At 52.8% G+C, this 15,962-nt stretch carries 14 protein-coding genes; 7 read left to right on the top strand and 7 right to left on the bottom strand.

All coding sequences use genetic code 11. From position 1 onward, the window contains the following. Positions 1 to 311: 311 nt before the first annotated feature. From GC101_RS06045 to GC101_RS06025, 5 genes are all read left to right on the top strand, one after another. Positions 312 to 1,178, top strand: a complete 867-nt coding sequence (locus GC101_RS06045; RefSeq protein ID WP_171716512.1) for a VOC family protein — start codon at positions 312 to 314, stop codon at positions 1,176 to 1,178. Positions 1,179 to 1,253: 75 nt separating this feature from the next. Beyond that, positions 1,254 to 2,129, top strand: coding sequence for a beta-1,6-N-acetylglucosaminyltransferase (locus GC101_RS06040; protein ID WP_171716511.1), 876 nt, complete (start codon positions 1,254 to 1,256; stop codon positions 2,127 to 2,129). A gap of 29 nt (positions 2,130 to 2,158) precedes the next feature. Beyond that, positions 2,159 to 2,794, top strand: coding sequence for an NAD(P)-dependent oxidoreductase (locus GC101_RS06035; RefSeq protein ID WP_171716510.1), 636 nt, complete (start codon positions 2,159 to 2,161; stop codon positions 2,792 to 2,794). A 171-nt stretch (positions 2,795 to 2,965) separates the two neighbouring features. After that, positions 2,966 to 4,990, top strand: a complete 2,025-nt coding sequence (locus tag GC101_RS06030) for a Na+/H+ antiporter (protein WP_171716509.1) — start codon at positions 2,966 to 2,968, stop codon at positions 4,988 to 4,990. A 5-nt stretch (positions 4,991 to 4,995) separates the two neighbouring features. Continuing rightward, the gene (locus GC101_RS06025; RefSeq protein WP_171716508.1) at positions 4,996 to 5,508 is read left to right on the top strand and encodes a GNAT family N-acetyltransferase; all 513 of its coding nucleotides are present in this window, start codon (positions 4,996 to 4,998) and stop codon (positions 5,506 to 5,508) included. 376 nt (positions 5,509 to 5,884) lie between these two features. Here the strand turns inward: GC101_RS06025 and GC101_RS06020 are convergent, their stop codons facing one another. The 4 genes from GC101_RS06020 to GC101_RS06005 all read right to left on the bottom strand — a co-directional run bounded on the left by GC101_RS06020 (position 5,885) and on the right by GC101_RS06005 (position 8,511). Further along, positions 5,885 to 6,313 (bottom strand): threonine/serine exporter family protein, encoded by a 429-nt coding sequence (locus GC101_RS06020; protein ID WP_171716507.1) that lies wholly within the window; start codon positions 6,311 to 6,313, stop codon positions 5,885 to 5,887. 26 nt (positions 6,314 to 6,339) lie between these two features. Next, positions 6,340 to 7,107, bottom strand: a complete 768-nt coding sequence (locus GC101_RS06015; protein ID WP_042235553.1) for a threonine/serine exporter family protein — start codon at positions 7,105 to 7,107, stop codon at positions 6,340 to 6,342. Between the two features lie 195 nt (positions 7,108 to 7,302). Then, the gene (locus GC101_RS06010; protein WP_171716506.1) at positions 7,303 to 7,884 is read right to left on the bottom strand and encodes a YitT family protein; all 582 of its coding nucleotides are present in this window, start codon (positions 7,882 to 7,884) and stop codon (positions 7,303 to 7,305) included. 108 nt (positions 7,885 to 7,992) lie between these two features. Next, positions 7,993 to 8,511: a DUF3231 family protein gene (locus GC101_RS06005; RefSeq protein WP_171716505.1), complete on the bottom strand. Its 519-nt coding sequence runs from the start codon at positions 8,509 to 8,511 to the stop codon at positions 7,993 to 7,995. A 118-nt stretch (positions 8,512 to 8,629) separates the two neighbouring features. On the opposite strand from GC101_RS06005, the gene GC101_RS06000 reads away from it, so the two are divergent. Then, complete coding sequence (locus tag GC101_RS06000) at positions 8,630 to 8,848, top strand: hypothetical protein (protein WP_171716504.1); 219 nt, start codon at positions 8,630 to 8,632, stop codon at positions 8,846 to 8,848. 40 nt (positions 8,849 to 8,888) lie between these two features. Here the strand turns inward: GC101_RS06000 and GC101_RS05995 are convergent, their stop codons facing one another. After that, positions 8,889 to 9,761 carry a helix-turn-helix transcriptional regulator gene (locus GC101_RS05995; protein ID WP_171716503.1) on the bottom strand — a complete coding sequence of 291 codons (873 nt, stop codon included), beginning with the start codon at positions 9,759 to 9,761 and terminating at the stop codon, positions 8,889 to 8,891. A 147-nt stretch (positions 9,762 to 9,908) separates the two neighbouring features. Here GC101_RS05995 and GC101_RS05990 point away from each other — a divergent pair, with 147 nt between their 5' ends. After that, entirely contained in the window at positions 9,909 to 11,891 is a 1,983-nt protein-coding gene (locus GC101_RS05990) for a glycoside hydrolase family 127 protein (protein ID WP_171716502.1), read from the top strand. Between the two features lie 429 nt (positions 11,892 to 12,320). Here GC101_RS05990 and GC101_RS05985 read toward each other — a convergent pair whose 3' ends face one another. Together GC101_RS05985 and GC101_RS05980 are read right to left on the bottom strand one after the other, a co-directional pair. After that, positions 12,321 to 14,756: a glycoside hydrolase family 94 protein gene (locus GC101_RS05985; protein WP_171716501.1), complete on the bottom strand. Its 2,436-nt coding sequence runs from the start codon at positions 14,754 to 14,756 to the stop codon at positions 12,321 to 12,323. Positions 14,757 to 14,846: 90 nt separating this feature from the next. Then, positions 14,847 to 15,902 carry a LacI family DNA-binding transcriptional regulator gene (locus GC101_RS05980; RefSeq protein WP_042136273.1) on the bottom strand — a complete coding sequence of 352 codons (1,056 nt, stop codon included), beginning with the start codon at positions 15,900 to 15,902 and terminating at the stop codon, positions 14,847 to 14,849. Between the last annotated feature and the right edge of the window lie 60 nt (positions 15,903 to 15,962).

The following is a 15,962-nucleotide window of genomic DNA, read 5'->3' as shown; positions in this document are numbered from 1 at the left end:
GATATGAAGTCCTCTGATTACGCCGGAAGTCGGCTGCATGGGGAATTTAAGGGATATATCCCTTTGATCTCACCGTATAGTAATTTAACTATTGGATTACCGCCTGATTCGCCACTCCGGACGATTTTGAAAAGTAATTGACAAACATATAGAGTGCTACTATACTAAAGTTAGTTAATGTGTAACGGAAACAGTTACAAGCTTGAATGATGCTTCTATAAACAGTCAAGACTAAGCAGCACTGAGCACTAACGTACCGGAGGGGTTAGCTTTTTATATGATCCATATGCTTTTATTCAGGAGGGGTTTATATGACGACAACAGCAGCACTGCCGCAAGAACTGGAAATTGGACTTGTACAGATTAGAGTAAGCAATTTGGAACGTTCGCTCACCTTTTATCAGAATGTAATCGGACTGAAGATCCTGCGCCAGCAGGGGCGTGAGGTTGAACTGACGGCGGACGGCGTGCATGTGCTGCTGGTGCTGCGGGAGATTGAACAGGCTCAGATTCTGCGCCGTAATTCGGCAGCCGGGCTGTATCACTTCGCGATTCTGCTGCCAGACCGTCCGAGTCTCGGGCTGGTGCTGCGTAATCTGATTGATGCGGGCATTGAGATCGGCCAGGGCGATCATCTGGTCAGTGAAGCACTGTATCTTCAGGACCCGGACAATAACGGCATTGAGATATACCGCGACCGGCCGCGCGACACCTGGAAGTATGAGCCTACTGGCAATGTGGTGATGACTACAGACCCGGTTGATGTGGACGGCTTGCTGGCGGCTTCCGAAGGGCTGAACTGGACCGGACTGCCTGCGGGTACGGTGATCGGGCATGTGCACTTTCATGTAGGCGATTTGGCGGAGGCCAAGAAATTTTATGTGGATGCGCTTGGTTTTGCAATCACGGCTCATTACGGGGACGCTGCACTATTCATCTCGGCGGGCGGATATCATCACCATATGGGGCTTAATGTCTGGGGGGGACAAGGAGCTAAAGCGGCTCCGGCCAATGCGGCGGGCATCGATTATTTCACTCTGCTGCTTCCGGGCAGCGGGGATGTATCTGAAGTGGCGGAACGTGTGAAGCAAGCGGGGTACCGTGTAGAAGTAGAAGGCGGCATCACTACCTTGAGAGACCCGTGGAATATTGGAATCCGGCTGCTTGTCAAAGGCTGAGAGGAATGAAAACTTGTCCATCTTCGCTCATTCCCCTATAATATGTGGAAATAAATGAGCGAAAGGATGAATCTTTTGCACAATTTCAAAATGGCTTATGTTGTCCTCTGTCACAAGAGCCCTCAGCAGATTAATTTGCTGATCGATCGTTTAACGGATGAGCATGTGGAGTTTTTCCTGCATGTGGATAAGAAAAGCGGCATCGAAGAGCAAATTATCCATCGCGAAGATATTCATTTCGTAGAGCAGCCGGTAGACGTACAGTGGGGCCATTACGGCCAGATTGAATGCATCCTGAAGTGCTTCGAACTGATCCGGGCAAGCGGGAATTATAACTATGTTCATATCATCAGCGGACAGGATTTGCCTCTTGCCTCCAATAAGGTGATTGCTGATTTCTTCAAAGAGCATGAGGGGCAGGAGTTCGTCAAGCATCTGCAGCTTCCGAATGAGGCGGAAATGTGGGGCTGCCTGTACCGGGTGTCTGTGTATTATCCGCGGTTCCTGGTCTCCCGGGCCAAAGCTGTCTCAGAGATCCGCAACCGTTATATCAATCTGGTGATGTCGGTACCCTGGCTTAAGCGCAGCCTGAAGGATCTGCCGGAGGCGCTGTATAAGGGCTCGAACTGGATGTCACTTACCGGGGGATGCATGCAGTATATCCTCGAATTCATCGCGGAGCATCCCGGATACGTCCGGTTGTTCCGGAATTCGTTCTGCGGCGATGAGATCTTCTTCCATTCAATTATTTTGAACAGTAAATATAAGGATAATGTAATCAATGAGATCAAACGCTATACCGATTGGGACACCGGACCGGAATTCCCCAGAACGCTGCGGGCCGGGGATTACGAACGGATTCGCGAGCAAGGTGCAGGCTGCTTCTGGGGCCGGAAGTTCGATCTGGATGTCGACAAGGAGATCATCAGCGATATTCTGCGGCTGGCTTGAGGCTCTAACTATCTTAGGAGGCATATATCATGAAAATAGCAGTCATTGGAGCAGGCGGCAAAGCAGGCAGTGAGATTGTGAAGGAAGCGCTGGACAGGGGACATGAGGTTACCGCTATAGTGCGGAACCCTGCGAAGGTAACGGACAGCAGAGCATCGGTGCTGGAAAAGGATATCCTATCCTTGACGGCTGAAGATTTGCGGAGTTATGATGCCGTCATAAATGCGTTCGGAGCGCCGTTTGGACAGGAGCATCTGCATGTGGAGGCCGGAAATGTTCTGATTGAGGCTCTTAAGAATGTGCGGGATACCCGGTTGATTGTCGTCGGCGGTGCAGGAAGCTTGTACGTGGATGAAGCCCGCACGGTGAAGGTTGTGGATACACCGGGGTTCCCGGATTTTGTGAAGCCGACAGCCCTGAACCAGGGTAAGAATCTGGAGATTCTTCAAACCACGGAGGGACTCCGCTGGACGTTCGTCAGTCCGTCAGCTAATTTTGCCGTCGGGGAGAGAACAGGTGCATATGTGAAGGGCAAGGATCATCTGCTCGTTAATTCCAAAGGCGAGAGCTACGTAAGTTATGCCGACTATGCGATTGCGATTGTAGATGAGCTTGAACAGCCGCAGCATATCGGCGAACGGTTCACGGTGGTGTCAGAATCCTGATCCCGGAGCAGCTGCTTTTGCAGTGAGGAAGCCGGATGGATGCTGGAAAGAGAATATAGCGGGAGGCACAAGCGGAAATTCCGGTGTGTCTTCCGTTTATTGGCGTTTATGCAGTTGCTGCAAATATAGGATATAATATTTTGAAAAAAGATATTCGGGAGATGATGGGGCTTGGAGACTTTTCTTGCTGTGCTGCTGATGCTCGGGCTAATCGCGGTATCGAATATCGTGAACCGTTTCATTCCGTTTGTGCCGGTTCCTCTGATTCAGATCGGACTCGGGATCATTGCCGCACTTGTGCCGACTGGAATACATATGTCTTTTGAGCCAGAACTGTTTTTTGTGTTGTTCATTGCCCCTCTGCTGTTCAATGACGGGAGACGGACACCGCGTGATGAGCTGTGGAACCTTAGAGCACCGATCTTGCTGCTGGCGCTGGGGCTTGTATTTGTAACGGTTTTTGTCGCAGGGTATGCCATTAACTGGATGATTCCTTCAATTCCGCTGGCGGCTTCCTTCGCGCTGGCGGCGATTCTGTCCCCTACGGATGCTGTAGCGGTCGGTGCGCTGGCCGGTAGAGTACATCTGCCGAAGAGTATACACCGTATCCTTGAAGGTGAATCGCTGATGAATGATGCCTCCGGTCTGGTTGCCTTCAAATTTGCGATCGCGGCCATGGTTACGGGAGTCTTCTCGCTTCCTAAGGCATCGCTCAGCTTTGTAATGATTGCCGCAGGCGGTTTGCTGCTGGGTGCGGCGCTCTCCTTTCTGCTGATCCGCCTAAGTGTATTCATCCGCAGATTCGGTATGGAGGATGTGACGATCCATGTGCTGCTGCAGATTCTTACGCCGTTTATCATTTATCTGATCAGTGAAGAGATTGGCGTATCCGGCATCCTCGCTGTTGTGGCCGGTGGTGTAATGTACGCCATTGAGAAGGACCGGGCCGTATCGCCGCAGTATAAGCTGCAGCTTGTATCAGCCAGTACCTGGTCGGTGCTGCTGCTGGTGTTGAACGGACTGGTATTCCTGATCCTCGGAGTGTCCGTACCGGATGTAGTGGAGGTCATCTACCGTGATCAGACGCTGAACAACTTCATGGTTGCAGGTTATGTGATGGCGATTACCGCGCTGCTCATTGTGCTGCGGTTCCTATGGGTCTATGCCTATTCCCTATGGGAGAGCCGGTTCCGCCGGGTAGAGAAGGCGCCGCTTAAGTCACAGGTCATTACTTCAATCTCCGGCGTGCGCGGAGCGGTTACGCTTGCCGGTGCCTTCTCCATTCCACTCGTGCTCGGGGACGGTATCACGCCGTTCCCTGAACGGGATCTGATTATTGCGCTGGCCGCAGGTGTCATTCTGATGTCGCTGGTTATTGCCAGTATCTTCCTGCCGCTGCTGGCCGACAAAGAGGAGACCGTGGTGCAGACGATTGGCTACGGAAATACGGAACTGGCAGCCAGGAATGTAGTGATCGACGCCGGGATGTCGATGCTGCGCAGCCTGGTTACGGAGAGCCCGGAGCGGGCGACGCAGCCTGTCTTACTGGAGTTCACAGACAAGATCGACCGGCTGTGCACGGCCAAGCCGGACAGTGACCCGGCCACGGAGCAGTTCCGGCGTCTGGGCGTTGAAGCCAGGCTGAGCGGCCTGGAGGCAGAGCGCACAGCACTGCGGCGGATGCTGGAGAACGGGGCGGTGCCCGCCCCTGTCGCCGTGAAGATGGAGGAGCTGCTGGATCATACGGAATCACTGCTCTGCAGACGGCTGGATACGCAAATTAAGTTCACGGTAACTGAAATTCAGCGCCTGTTCTCCGGCCTGTTCTCGGGCCGCTTCAACGGGGAAGAGGGCCGGCGGGCGGTGCAGAATGCCGAAAGTGCCCGGACAGCGAAAATTGCGATGTGCCAGGCGGCCGTGTCGGCCGTTAGCGCCGGCATAAGCGACGAGAACCGGCTTGCCTCGCAGAAGGTCATCGACAAGTATGAGCGGCTGGAATCCCGGCTGGTGCAGGGCGAAGGCTGGAGCAAAGACGGTGTCGTCGATGACGAGAAGCTGGAGCTGAAGCTGCAGGCCATTCAGGAGCAGCGGAATACCGTGCAGGAGATGTATCAGAACGGGGCTATTAATCTCAAGATCGCGGGTAAGCTGCGGCGGTTCGTAGATCAGCTGGAAACATCCATTTGGGAGGATTAATGATTATGGGGGAATTGCTTGCTAGCGGGTTGCACTTTGCAGAAATTACTGAGGAACATCTGGCCGGTGTGCTGGATATCTATAACTATTATGTACTTAACACTACCGTATCGTTTCATACCGAGCCGCAGACCTTGACGCAAATGCGCCAGTCTGTGCTGAACGGGGACCCGCGGTTTAAGTCATACGTCCTTCTGCAGGACGGCGATCTGCAGGGCTACGTACTGATTACCCGGCACAAGAACAAAGAAGCCTACGATACCTCCGGTGAAGTCAGCATTTACCTGAAGCCCGGCAGCGGAGGACAAGGGCTGGGCGGGCAATCGCTGCGGTTCATTGAAGAGCGGGCTAATGAGCTTGGGTTCCATGTACTGGTAGCTACCGTATGTGCAGACAATGAGCCCAGCCGCCGCCTGTTCGCGAAGCACGGCTACGAGCAGAGCGCCTTATTCAAGGAGATCGGCCGCAAGTTCGGCCGGTGGCTGGATATTGTCAGCTATCAGAAAATTATCGGCTAATCGTTGGCCGTTGCTTGAAGCCGCTAACTAAATTCCTGCACGAAAACCAACAATCTCTTCGTGATATCGGGAGTAATCAAGAATTGTTGCAGGAAATGCAGCATTTCCCCCTTATCCGGGCGGTTACGCGGGGCAATTATTGTATTTCATACAACAATCCTTAAGAATCATCCAGTTTCTATCGACCTAAGTTGGCAATACGTACAACAATTAGGCTTGTGTATGTAACCTAATTGGGAAGCAGACATCGGTGTGCCCCCCGTACAACGCAATAAGCCCGCTTGCCTTGCAGAGGACCAGGTCCCTGCAGGCAAGCGGGCTTTATGTACGTTAGGGCGCTTAGGGCGCACCGGTGGGCGGAGCCCCGGGGGAACAACTATCCGGATACGTGCTTCCTCCGGAACATCTGTCCCAGTACCTCGCTCAGCACAAGGCCGGCGGCGATGGCCCCGGACAGCAGCAGCGCCTGTACCGCAAACTGAATCCCCTGGTTGTTGTCATTCTCCACGAACTGGCGCATGGCATCATAAGCCAGACCGCCCGGAACCAGCGGGATAATTCCGCCGACGCTGAATATAATCACCGGCATTTTGAAGGAACGCGCAAAAAATTGGCTGATCACTCCGACAACCACGGTGGCTCCAAAGGTGGCAACAACGGTATCCCATCTGTCATCCAGCTGCAGATACAGCATCCAGCCGATCATTCCGGCAAATCCGCACTGAAGCAGTGCGCGCACCGGCGCATTAAACAGAACGCAGAAGGCTGAGGCAGCGATGAAACTGGTTATGAGTTGCAAAATCATGTAGGACTACCTCTTTCAAGTGGTAATTAGAAAAGGGACAACACGAGTCCGATGCCGGTTCCAATGGCAAAGGCGGTCAGGAAGGCGTCGGCTCCCTTAGACAGGCCGGAGACCAGATGGCCGGCCATAAGGTCACGGACGGCATTCGTGATGAGCAGCCCCGGTACAAGCGGCATTACGCAGCCGATGATGATCTTGTCCATCTCTTGTCCGATGCCAAGCCTGACGGAGAAGAAAGCCAACAGGCCGATGATAAAGGAGGCGATGAACTCCGCGAAGAAACGGATCTGGACCAGGCGGTGCAGATAGGTGACGGCGGCGAAGCCGACCCCGGAGATCAGCAGGGACGGCAGGGCATCCCACAGGCTGCCCTTGAACATTACGGTGAAGCAGGCACCGGTCAGGGCGGCAGCTACAGTCTGCAGCCAGACCGGATAAGCATGCGCCGCGTCATCGACAATACCCAGGCGCTCACGGGCTTCGGCGGCGGTAAGCTGGCGTTCGCTCAGCCGCCGCGAGATGTCATTGACCTCTGACACTTTTTGCAGATCGGTCGTCCGTTCAGCTATCCGGAACAGCTTCACCGGTTCGGTTCGGCTGGTGGTGAACATAATGACTGTCGGCGTAACGTAGCTATGCGCTCCAGGGAAGCCGAGCGATGCGGCCATCCGGCTCATGGTATCCTCCACGCGGTAGGTTTCGGCGCCGCTTTGCAGCATGATTTTGCCGGCCAGCAGGCACAGGTCTATAATATCATGCGCGGTAGTATTGCTATTGTTGCTTGTGCTATCCAACTTCGTCGATCCTCCCCGGGAATGTTATCTATTCGATTGTCGCCGCAATGTGTGAAAATTTCAACCTTTATTCCATATATTCTGACGAATAATAAAATTTTATCAAGAAGATAAAAGGAATATACATTTTTTAACACAGAAGCATAGAAGCACTGGCAACCGGACAGCCTAAGGACGCGTTCTTTGCAGGCCAGTCTAGTCTTCCAGCGTACATAGACCGGTGGCAACACCGCCGGAGACAATAGTCAGTATGGAATGAAAAAAAGTCTCTTTGGAGATCAGTACACCGCCGGCGCCAATAATTACGAAATCCGTCAGGAAAATAATCACTCCGACATTGAGCGGAATGTAACGTTTCATGAACTTGGCCAGCAAATCTGTTCCGCCCGTACTGGCTTTGAACCGCAGCATCAGGCCGAGCCCGCTGCCCATCAGGAAGCCGCCGATAATAGCGCTGGAGATGGAACCGAGTTCGATATAATACAGAAAGTAATATTGCAGCGGCCCGAGCAGTTCGATCAGGAAGGATGAGGTCAGCAGCCCCAGAATACTGTTATAGAAGATATCCCGCTCCCGGAACCAGGCCAGCAGGAAGATCGGAAGACTGCAGACAATGATGGCCAGTCCGATTTTGATGCCGGAGATGTAATTAATGATGAGGGCAATGCCGATAATTCCCCCATCGAGTATTTTATAGGGCACCAGAAAAAAGTTGGTTCCCGCTGCAATCAGCAGGCTGGCCAGCAGAATAATGACATACTTGGGATATGAACGCATCTTCAGCATCTCCAGACTTAAGGCATGTCTTAATAAATATGCACCGGTCTGGAAAAAAATAGCTATAAAGCAAAAAATCCTGCTTGCGCAGGATTAGAGGTGAATTGCTCAGGCGTGAACCGGCTCTGGTTTCTTTAGCTGCAGCGGTGGCGGGATCAGCCAGCCTTTCTGCTTGTTCATTTTGAGCAGTGCCATGCCGAAGACGGCCATTTGCGCGTGAATCTTCATGAACATTGCGCCGATATCCTCGCGGATCGACATGCCCATGACCTGGCTGCAGACCACTAGACTTAGCGATACTGCCCCGGAGAGGGCCGCAGCAATCTCCTGGTCGGAGAACCTTGCGCCTGCCGGGATATCCTCGAGCTTGACGGAGGGACGGTCCGGCAGTGCAGGCGGAGGCACGAAGCCGTTCACTTTGAGGATTTTGTCACAGTCCTTAATTTCCTGCTGTGCCTGATCCATAAGATCATCGATAATCTTCTTCAGATCCTGGTCCCCTGCATGAAAGTGAAATGCCTGATAGGTAGACAAGGACAATTTGGCTGTTGCCGAGACCTGCCACAGGTTGAAGATCTCACCATAGTGAAGCGGTTCATCTTTGGGGTTGCCGTTTAGAACTCCCATAATTTACAGAACTCCTCTACAAATAGGTTATGAACGTAATTTAGGTTGTCCAGTGCAATCGGTGTTATTCAAGATTCAAGTGTACTAATTAAAGTTACAGTAAAGCAGGTGTAGTACGGTGGAATATATCTATAAGGTGCTGGAAAGTGATATGGAGCTGCTGGCTGCGGCACTATCGGAGGTTCAGGTGTCGGTGGTGCTGAAGGATGGTACAGAGGAACTGCTGGAACCGGGTGGACAGATCAGAGCTTACACAGCGAAATCTGTCCGGATCCGGGGATTGTCCTATTGCCGGGATCTACATGAATTCCGGATTCTTACGTCAGAGCCTATCTAAACTCCCTGATTCCTGCGACGGAAGCGCTTCTGCTGCAGGTTCAGCGGGAGTACCGTTTGCGGAAGCGCAGCGGAGAGATGCCAACCTTCCGGCTGAAGCGCCGGGAGAAGTAGGCGGTGCTCTCGAAGCCAGTGCGTTCTGCAATCCCGGAAATAGGGATTTCTGTCTTGAGCAGCAGCAGCTTGGCCTGCTCCAGGCGGTAATCCGTCAGATACTCCATGGGGGTTAGCCCATAGACACGCTTCATACAGCGGGCCAGATAATTGTAGTGAAAATGCAGCGCATCCGCCAGGGATGCATTCGTGAGATCCTCTGTGAAGTGATTACGCAGGTAAGCTTCCGTCTGCTCGGCGATCTCTGCCGCCTGGCTGCCGGCAGTATCCTGCTGGGCCAGATCCATCATCCGCAGCATCTCCTCAAAGATGCGCTGCTGCTGCCATACGGAGCTGGAGCGCCGTCCCTGACTAAGCTGCAGCAATTGCTCTGCCTGCCCGCTCCGTGCGAAGGGGTCCGGGAGAGGTCCGAACTGGGGTATGCGGATCGTATAAGGATGAATCAGGAATTGCCGGAAATGCTTCTCCCGCTCTGCATATACAGGATCACCTTCCGCTTCGATCCACTCACCGACCGTGTGAAAATGAACCCACGTGAAGGAGGTGATCTCCTCGCAGGGTTTAACTGAATAATGATAACGGTCCGGCAGCAGAAGGAGGGTGTGCCCGGAGGTTACCGCCCACTCCTTATCATCCTCACCGATGAACAGGCAGCCTTGTTCTACAATAATAAGATCGAATTTCCCCATGCGGCTGCGGTTTGGATGCTGCTCGCCGGGCAAATATACGGTATGGCCGCATTCCAGGAAATAGGGGAACGGCGGCGCTGACAGATGAATATAGGCAGGACTGGGTGGCATATCTGCTCCTTTCGCAAGCTCTTTTCTATTAGCTGGACCTCCATGGAAGGTTAATAATCCAAGTGTGAAATAGTACAAAAACAGGGTTGCTTATGATTCTGTTTTTTATTCATTTTACCGTCTATAATTGCAAATAGCGAGGATGAAATGAAAAGGGGAGAAAACACATTGAGTAAATTTGCAGATATTCAGCAAGCCGCTGAGACAAGCCGGCAGGTAGATATTCAGGATGAATTCTGGGGGCGTTATATCCGGCTGGTTCAGGATACCGTTATTCCGTACCAGTATGAGGCGCTGCATGACCGGGTGGCCGGAGCAGAACCCAGCCATGCCATTGCCAATTTTGAAATTGCTGCCGGCAGGAGGGAAGGCGAGTTCAATGGCTGGGTCTTTCAGGACAGTGATGTAGCTAAATGGCTGGAGGCAGTAGGGTATTCGCTTAGCATCAAGCGTGATCCTGAGCTGGAGCGTCAGGCGGATGAGATGATAGAGCTGGTCGGCGAAGCGCAGCATGAAGACGGATACCTGAATACCTATTTTACACTCAAAGAGCCGGGCAAACGGTGGACGAATCTGCTGGACTGCCATGAGCTGTATTGTGCGGGACATTTCATTGAAGCGGCAGTGGCCTATTATGAAGCGACCGGCAAAGACAAGCTGCTGGTCATTGTGCGGCGGTTCGTTGACCACATTGAAACCGTCTTCGGACCGGAAGAGGGGAAGCTGAAGGGCTACGACGGTCACCAGGAAATTGAGCTGGCCCTTGTGAAGCTGTACCGGCTGACCGGTGAAGAGAAATATCTGAAGCTCAGCAGCTTTTTCATCGATCAGCGTGGACAGGAACCGAATTTCCTGCATCAGGAGTGGGAACAAAGAGGACGGGTTACGCACTGGACAGGTACGGCTACAAGCAGTGTGGATGTCAGTTATAATCAGGCCCATATCCCGGTCCGTGAGCAGAGCGTGGCCCTGGGACATTCCGTCCGTGCAGTCTATATGTATACAGCCATGGCCGATCTGGCCCGGCTTACCGGAGATGAAGCGCTGCGCGAAGCCTGCGTGCGCCTGTGGAACAATATGACGGAGAAACAGATGTATATCACTGGCGGAATCGGGTCAACACATCATGGTGAAGCGTTCACCTTTGATTATGATCTGCCGAATGATACGGTCTATGCGGAGACCTGCGCTTCGATCGGGCTGATCTTTTTTGCCAAGCGGATGCTGGAATTGACCCCGGACGCCCGGTATGCCGACGTGATGGAGCGGGCGCTCTATAATAATGTGCTCGGCTCCATGGCACAGGACGGCAAACACTATTTCTACGTAAATCCGCTTGAAGTATGGCCGCAAGCCTGCAGCTGCAACCCCGGCAAACATCATGTCAAAGCAGAGCGCCAGGGCTGGTTCGGCTGCGCCTGCTGTCCGCCGAACGTGGCACGCCTGCTGACCTCACTGAATCAGTATATCTACACTGAGCATGGCGACACACTTTACACTAACCTGTATATCGGCAGTGAGCTGAAGACCACACTGGGCGGCACAGAGGTAGCAATCCGCCAGCAGAGCCGTTTCCCTTGGGATGGAACCGTGACCCTGAAGGTTGATCCTGCGGAAGCCGGAGAGTTCGGTATGGCGCTGCGTATTCCTTCCTGGAGCGAGAACGTGGAGATCAGAGTGAACGGAGAGGCGTTAGGCGATGCTGCTGCAAGCCTGCAGCAGGGCTATGCTGTGATCCGCAGGGAATGGAAGGCTGGCGACGTGATTGAGCTGAAGCTTCCAATGGAAGCGCACCGCGTATACGCCCACCCGAATCTGCGTGCCGATGCCGGGAAGACTGCCATTCAGCGCGGACCGCTGGTCTATTGCCTGGAAGCAGTCGATAACAGTGAGCCGCTAAGCTCGATTTCCTTGAGTGAAGCAGCGGCATTCACCGAGTCGTATGATGAATTGCTGCTTGGCGGTGCTGTAGTGGTAGAAAGCGACGGCTTCCGCGTAGCACAGGCGGCCTGGACCGGAGGGCTGTACAGCAGAGAGAAGGCAACGCTGGAAGCGGTGAAGGTAACTGCAGTCCCTTACTATCTGTGGGGCAACCGCGGCAGCGGCGAGATGAAGGTGTGGATTCCGTAGTAAACTCTTAAGGATCGGTGGCTACTGTATATAATGCTGAAGCCAACCCCCTCTCTGGGGCAGTAAGTGGACAAATGTATCTTAATTTCGCTATTTTAATTTCTCTGCGGCATTTAGTTGGATAAACGTCATTTAATTCCAGGCATTTTCCGCATTTTGAGCTGTGTTCCTGATATTAAGTGCTCTTTTTCCAATTGCTGTTTGACACGCCCTCTTTCGTTCTTTAGCAAGTGGAGAAAATCCATCTATTTACGGCTGCCGCGGCAGCCCGGCTCTCGCGAGTATTACATCAAGCCGCTTTAGCCATCGCTTTAGCCGCTTCTTCACCGTTATCGACTCTTTCCCGGTTTATAATTTCCTAAACAATAAGAAAGCCCCCGGCTGCACCGCTTAGGCGGAACAACCGGGGGCTATTTTCAGTAATGCTAACTAACCCAATACAACTACAACCTGGTGAACCGCACCGTCGCCCACTGGAGCGATGATGTTGCCTTCAACAGCAGCGCCGTCGAGAGTCAGGCTGGCCACGCCTTTGGAGACATGGTTCGGGTTCTGGATCGAGATGACATAAGTGTCGCCGCGGAAGACGCGGGTAATCTCGAAGCTGTCCCACTCCGTAGGAATACAAGGATCAACCTTCAGACCGGCAAAGTCAGCCTGGATACCGAGGATGGACTGTGTAATCGCTACATAGTTCCATGCCGCTGTACCTGTCAGCCAGGAGTTTTTCGCTTCACCGTGACGTACAGCATCTTTACCGGCGATCATCTGCGAGTACACGTAAGGTTCCATACGGTGAACTTCGCTGATGTCCTCCAGGTAAGCCGGAGCGATTTTTTTGTAGATATCAAAGGCTCTGTCGCCGTGTCCAAGCACCGTTTCAGCGATCATGATCCATGGGTTGTTGTGGCAGAAAATACCGGCATTTTCTTTGTAGCCCGGAGGATACGTAGAAATTTCACCCAGGTTCACATAGTACTTGGAGTAAGGAGGCTGCTGCAATACGATACCATAGTCCGTATCCAGACGTTCCTGAACGGAAGTCAGCGCACGGGCTGCTTCGCCGTTCTCCACACCGATACCCGCCATTACACACATCCCCTGCGGCTCGATGAAGATCTGGCCTTCTTCGTTCTCCTTGCTGCCGATCTTGTCGCCGTAGTGGTCATAAGCGCGCAGGAACCAGTCGCCGTCGAAGCCGTGGGACAGGGTAATGGCACTCATGTTCTCGATCTTCGCAACCGCATCAGCAGCTACATCATCCAGTCCGCGCATGCGGCAGATTTCAGCATAGTCCGGTCCAACGAAGACGAACAGACCTGCGATGAACACGGATTCTGCTACGCCGCCTGCGATATTCTCAGTTGTCTGGAACGATTCGCCCGGCTCGGTGGAGAAGCAGTTCAGGTTCAGACAGTCATTCCAGTCCGCGCGTCCGATCAGCGGCAGGCCGTGAGGTCCGAGGTTGTTCGTTACATGCTCGAAGCTCAGCTTCAAGTGCTCGAACAGGGTAGCCGTGTGATCCGGATTGCTGTCAAAAGGAACCTGCTCATCAAGGATCGAGTAGTCGCCGGTTTCCTTAATATAAGCAGCCGTACCGGAGATCAGCCAAAGCGGATCATCGTTGAAGCCCGAGCCGACTTCGTTGTTGCCCTTCTTGGTAAGCGGCTGGTACTGGTGATATGCGCTTCCGTCAGGGAACTGGGTAGCCGCGATATCGAGAATACGCTCTCTGGCGCGTTCTGGAATCTGGTGGACGAAGCCGAGCAAGTCCTGGTTGGAGTCGCGGAAGCCCATACCGCGGCCGATTCCGGATTCGAAGTACGAAGCGGAACGGGACATGTTGAAAGTAACCATACACTGGTACGGATTCCAGATGTTAACCATCCGGTTCAGCTTGTCGTCACCGCTCTGGATCTGATATTTGGACAGCAGGTTATCCCAGTGTGCAGCCAGGGTAGCCAATGCAGCATCTACCTGGGCATCTGTAGCGAATTGATCGATTACAGCCTGTGCAGGTTTTTTGTTGATAACGTTCAGGGATTCCCATTTCTCATCTTCAGGGTTCTCGATATAGCCGAGTACGAAGATGAAGCTTTGCTCTTCACCTGGTTCCAGTGTGATTTCCAGTGCGTGGGAGCCGATTGGCGACCAGCCGCTGGCCACCGAGTTGGTAGCTTCACCGGCAGCAACTGCCTGCGGAGCGTCCAGACCATTGTACATACCCACGAAGGATTCGCGGTCGGTATCGAAGCCGGCGATTTCCTTGTTTACTGAATAGAAAGCGTAGTGGTTTCTGCGCTCACGGTATTCGGTTTTGTGATAGATGACGGAATCCTTCACTTCAACTTCACCGGTGCTGAGGTTACGCTGGAAGTTTGTCATATCATCGTTGGCATTCCACAGACAGAATTCGGCAAAAGAGAACAGCTTAACAGTTTTCTTCGCGTCGCCTGTGTTCTTAACGACAAGGCGGTGTACTTCAGCATTGTGGCCCATCGGTACAAAAGCGAGCTGATTAACGGAAATACCGTTACGTTCACCGGTGATGGAAGTGTAGCCAAGACCATGGCGGCATTCGTAGAAGTCCAGATCGCGTTTTACCGGCATCCAGCCCGGGGTCCAGAAATCACCGTCATCATACAGATAGTAGTAGCGGCCGCCTGTATCCAGCGGAATATTGTTATACCGGTAACGGGTAAGTCTTCTCATGCGCGCATCGCGGTAGAAGGTGTAACCACCGGCAGTATTAGAGATGAGGCCGAAAAATTGCTCGTTGCCGAGGTAGTTGATCCATGGATAAGGTGTTTTTGGGGTGTTGATTACATACTCTTTGCGAGTGTCGTCAAAAGTTCCGAATTTCATTAGAGACAAGTCTCCTTTCAATTGTGAACGCGCGTTTACAAAGCTGAGAAAAAATTCCCTCGGGGTAAGGGATTTTTCTGTACTAGAACATTACTGCTTCGGCGGCTGGCAGGAATCTCTTGCCACCAGACGCGCCGGGAAACTGATCGTGCTGAAGGTCGGCTGCTGTGAATCGCACAGCTCGATGACCTTCTCGACAGCAGCCTTGGACATTTCGTAAATCGGCAGACGGACGGAGGTCAGCTTGGGATGAATCCGGGAAGCGAGCTGCACATCATCAAACCCCGCGATTGACATATCCTCCGGCACGGAAATGCCATGCTCGGAGAACGCTTCCATGGCCGAAATAGCCATATCATCATTGGAAGAGAAGAATGCAGTCGGCAGCGGGCCGCCGGAATTCAGCAGCTTCTTCACCTCTTCATAGGCGGTTTCCTTGAGGAAATCACCCTGTAGGATGAAATTCTCATTCAGCGCAAGCCCATGACGCTTCAGCGTATCCTCGTATGCCATATAGCGTTCCCGTCCGGAGTACGTGTTCATCCGTCCGCAGATCATGCCAATTTCTTCATGGCCGAGACCGATCAGGTACTCGATGGCTTCAACCGTACCCTCATAGTCCTTGGAATTCACTATAGCCAGATGATTGCGGTCCAGATGCTCCGACATAATCTCCGAAATGTCATAATCAATCAGCACAAGCGGTGAGTCGAGACCGACCATTTCCCGGACAATCTCGATATCCTTCTGGGTGCCGACTATAATGCCGCCGTCAATCCGTTTCTGCAGGAAAGCCTGCTTCACCTTCAGGAAGTCGTCGGGAGAATATACGGTATGAATCAGAACATAACAGCCGCGGGCATTCGCTGTGTCGACAACGGCATCAACGAACGGTGCGAAGTAGTTATTCTGATAGATCCGTGTCGCGTTCTCTTTCTCGTTCATGCTGATTGCAAAAAGCCCGATCGTATCGGTCTTCTTGCCGGCCAGAGCCCGGGCGAAGCTGTTAGGCTCGTACTGATGCTGTTCAATGATCTTCAGCACCTTGGCCCGGGTCTCCTCAGGGACATTGGAATAATTGTTGATCACACGGGATACTGTGCTTCGCGAAACCCCGGCTAGCTTGGCAATATCTTCGCTTCGCATGGTGTACCCCCTCTATTGTAAACGCGCGTTTATGAACTCATTGTAAAATAAACCGGCGCG

Source organism: Paenibacillus phytohabitans (assembly GCF_013141775.1).
Taxonomy (GTDB): domain Bacteria; phylum Bacillota; class Bacilli; order Paenibacillales; family Paenibacillaceae; genus Paenibacillus_AQ; species Paenibacillus_AQ phytohabitans.
The sequence above is the reverse complement of the archived record's forward strand: the minus strand, read 5'-3'. Positions and strand labels throughout refer to the sequence as shown.

Excerpts from the sequence above, each read along its gene's own strand:
- GC101_RS06045 (WP_171716512.1), top strand. The coding sequence starts at position 312 with ATGACGACAACAGCAGCACTGCCGCAAGAACTGGAAATTGGACTTGTA.
- GC101_RS06035 (WP_171716510.1), top strand. The coding sequence starts at position 2,159 with ATGAAAATAGCAGTCATTGGAGCAGGCGGCAAAGCAGGCAGTGAGATT.
- GC101_RS06025 (WP_171716508.1), top strand. The coding sequence starts at position 4,996 with ATGGGGGAATTGCTTGCTAGCGGGTTGCACTTTGCAGAAATTACTGAG.
- GC101_RS06020 (WP_171716507.1), bottom strand. The coding sequence starts at position 6,313 with ATGATTTTGCAACTCATAACCAGTTTCATCGCTGCCTCAGCCTTCTGC.
- GC101_RS06010 (WP_171716506.1), bottom strand. The coding sequence starts at position 7,884 with ATGCGTTCATATCCCAAGTATGTCATTATTCTGCTGGCCAGCCTGCTG.
- GC101_RS06005 (WP_171716505.1), bottom strand. The coding sequence starts at position 8,511 with ATGGGAGTTCTAAACGGCAACCCCAAAGATGAACCGCTTCACTATGGT.
- GC101_RS05995 (WP_171716503.1), bottom strand. The coding sequence starts at position 9,761 with ATGCCACCCAGTCCTGCCTATATTCATCTGTCAGCGCCGCCGTTCCCC.
- GC101_RS05990 (WP_171716502.1), top strand. The coding sequence starts at position 9,909 with ATGAAAAGGGGAGAAAACACATTGAGTAAATTTGCAGATATTCAGCAA.
- GC101_RS05985 (WP_171716501.1), bottom strand. The coding sequence starts at position 14,756 with ATGAAATTCGGAACTTTTGACGACACTCGCAAAGAGTATGTAATCAAC.
- GC101_RS05980 (WP_042136273.1), bottom strand. The coding sequence starts at position 15,902 with ATGCGAAGCGAAGATATTGCCAAGCTAGCCGGGGTTTCGCGAAGCACA.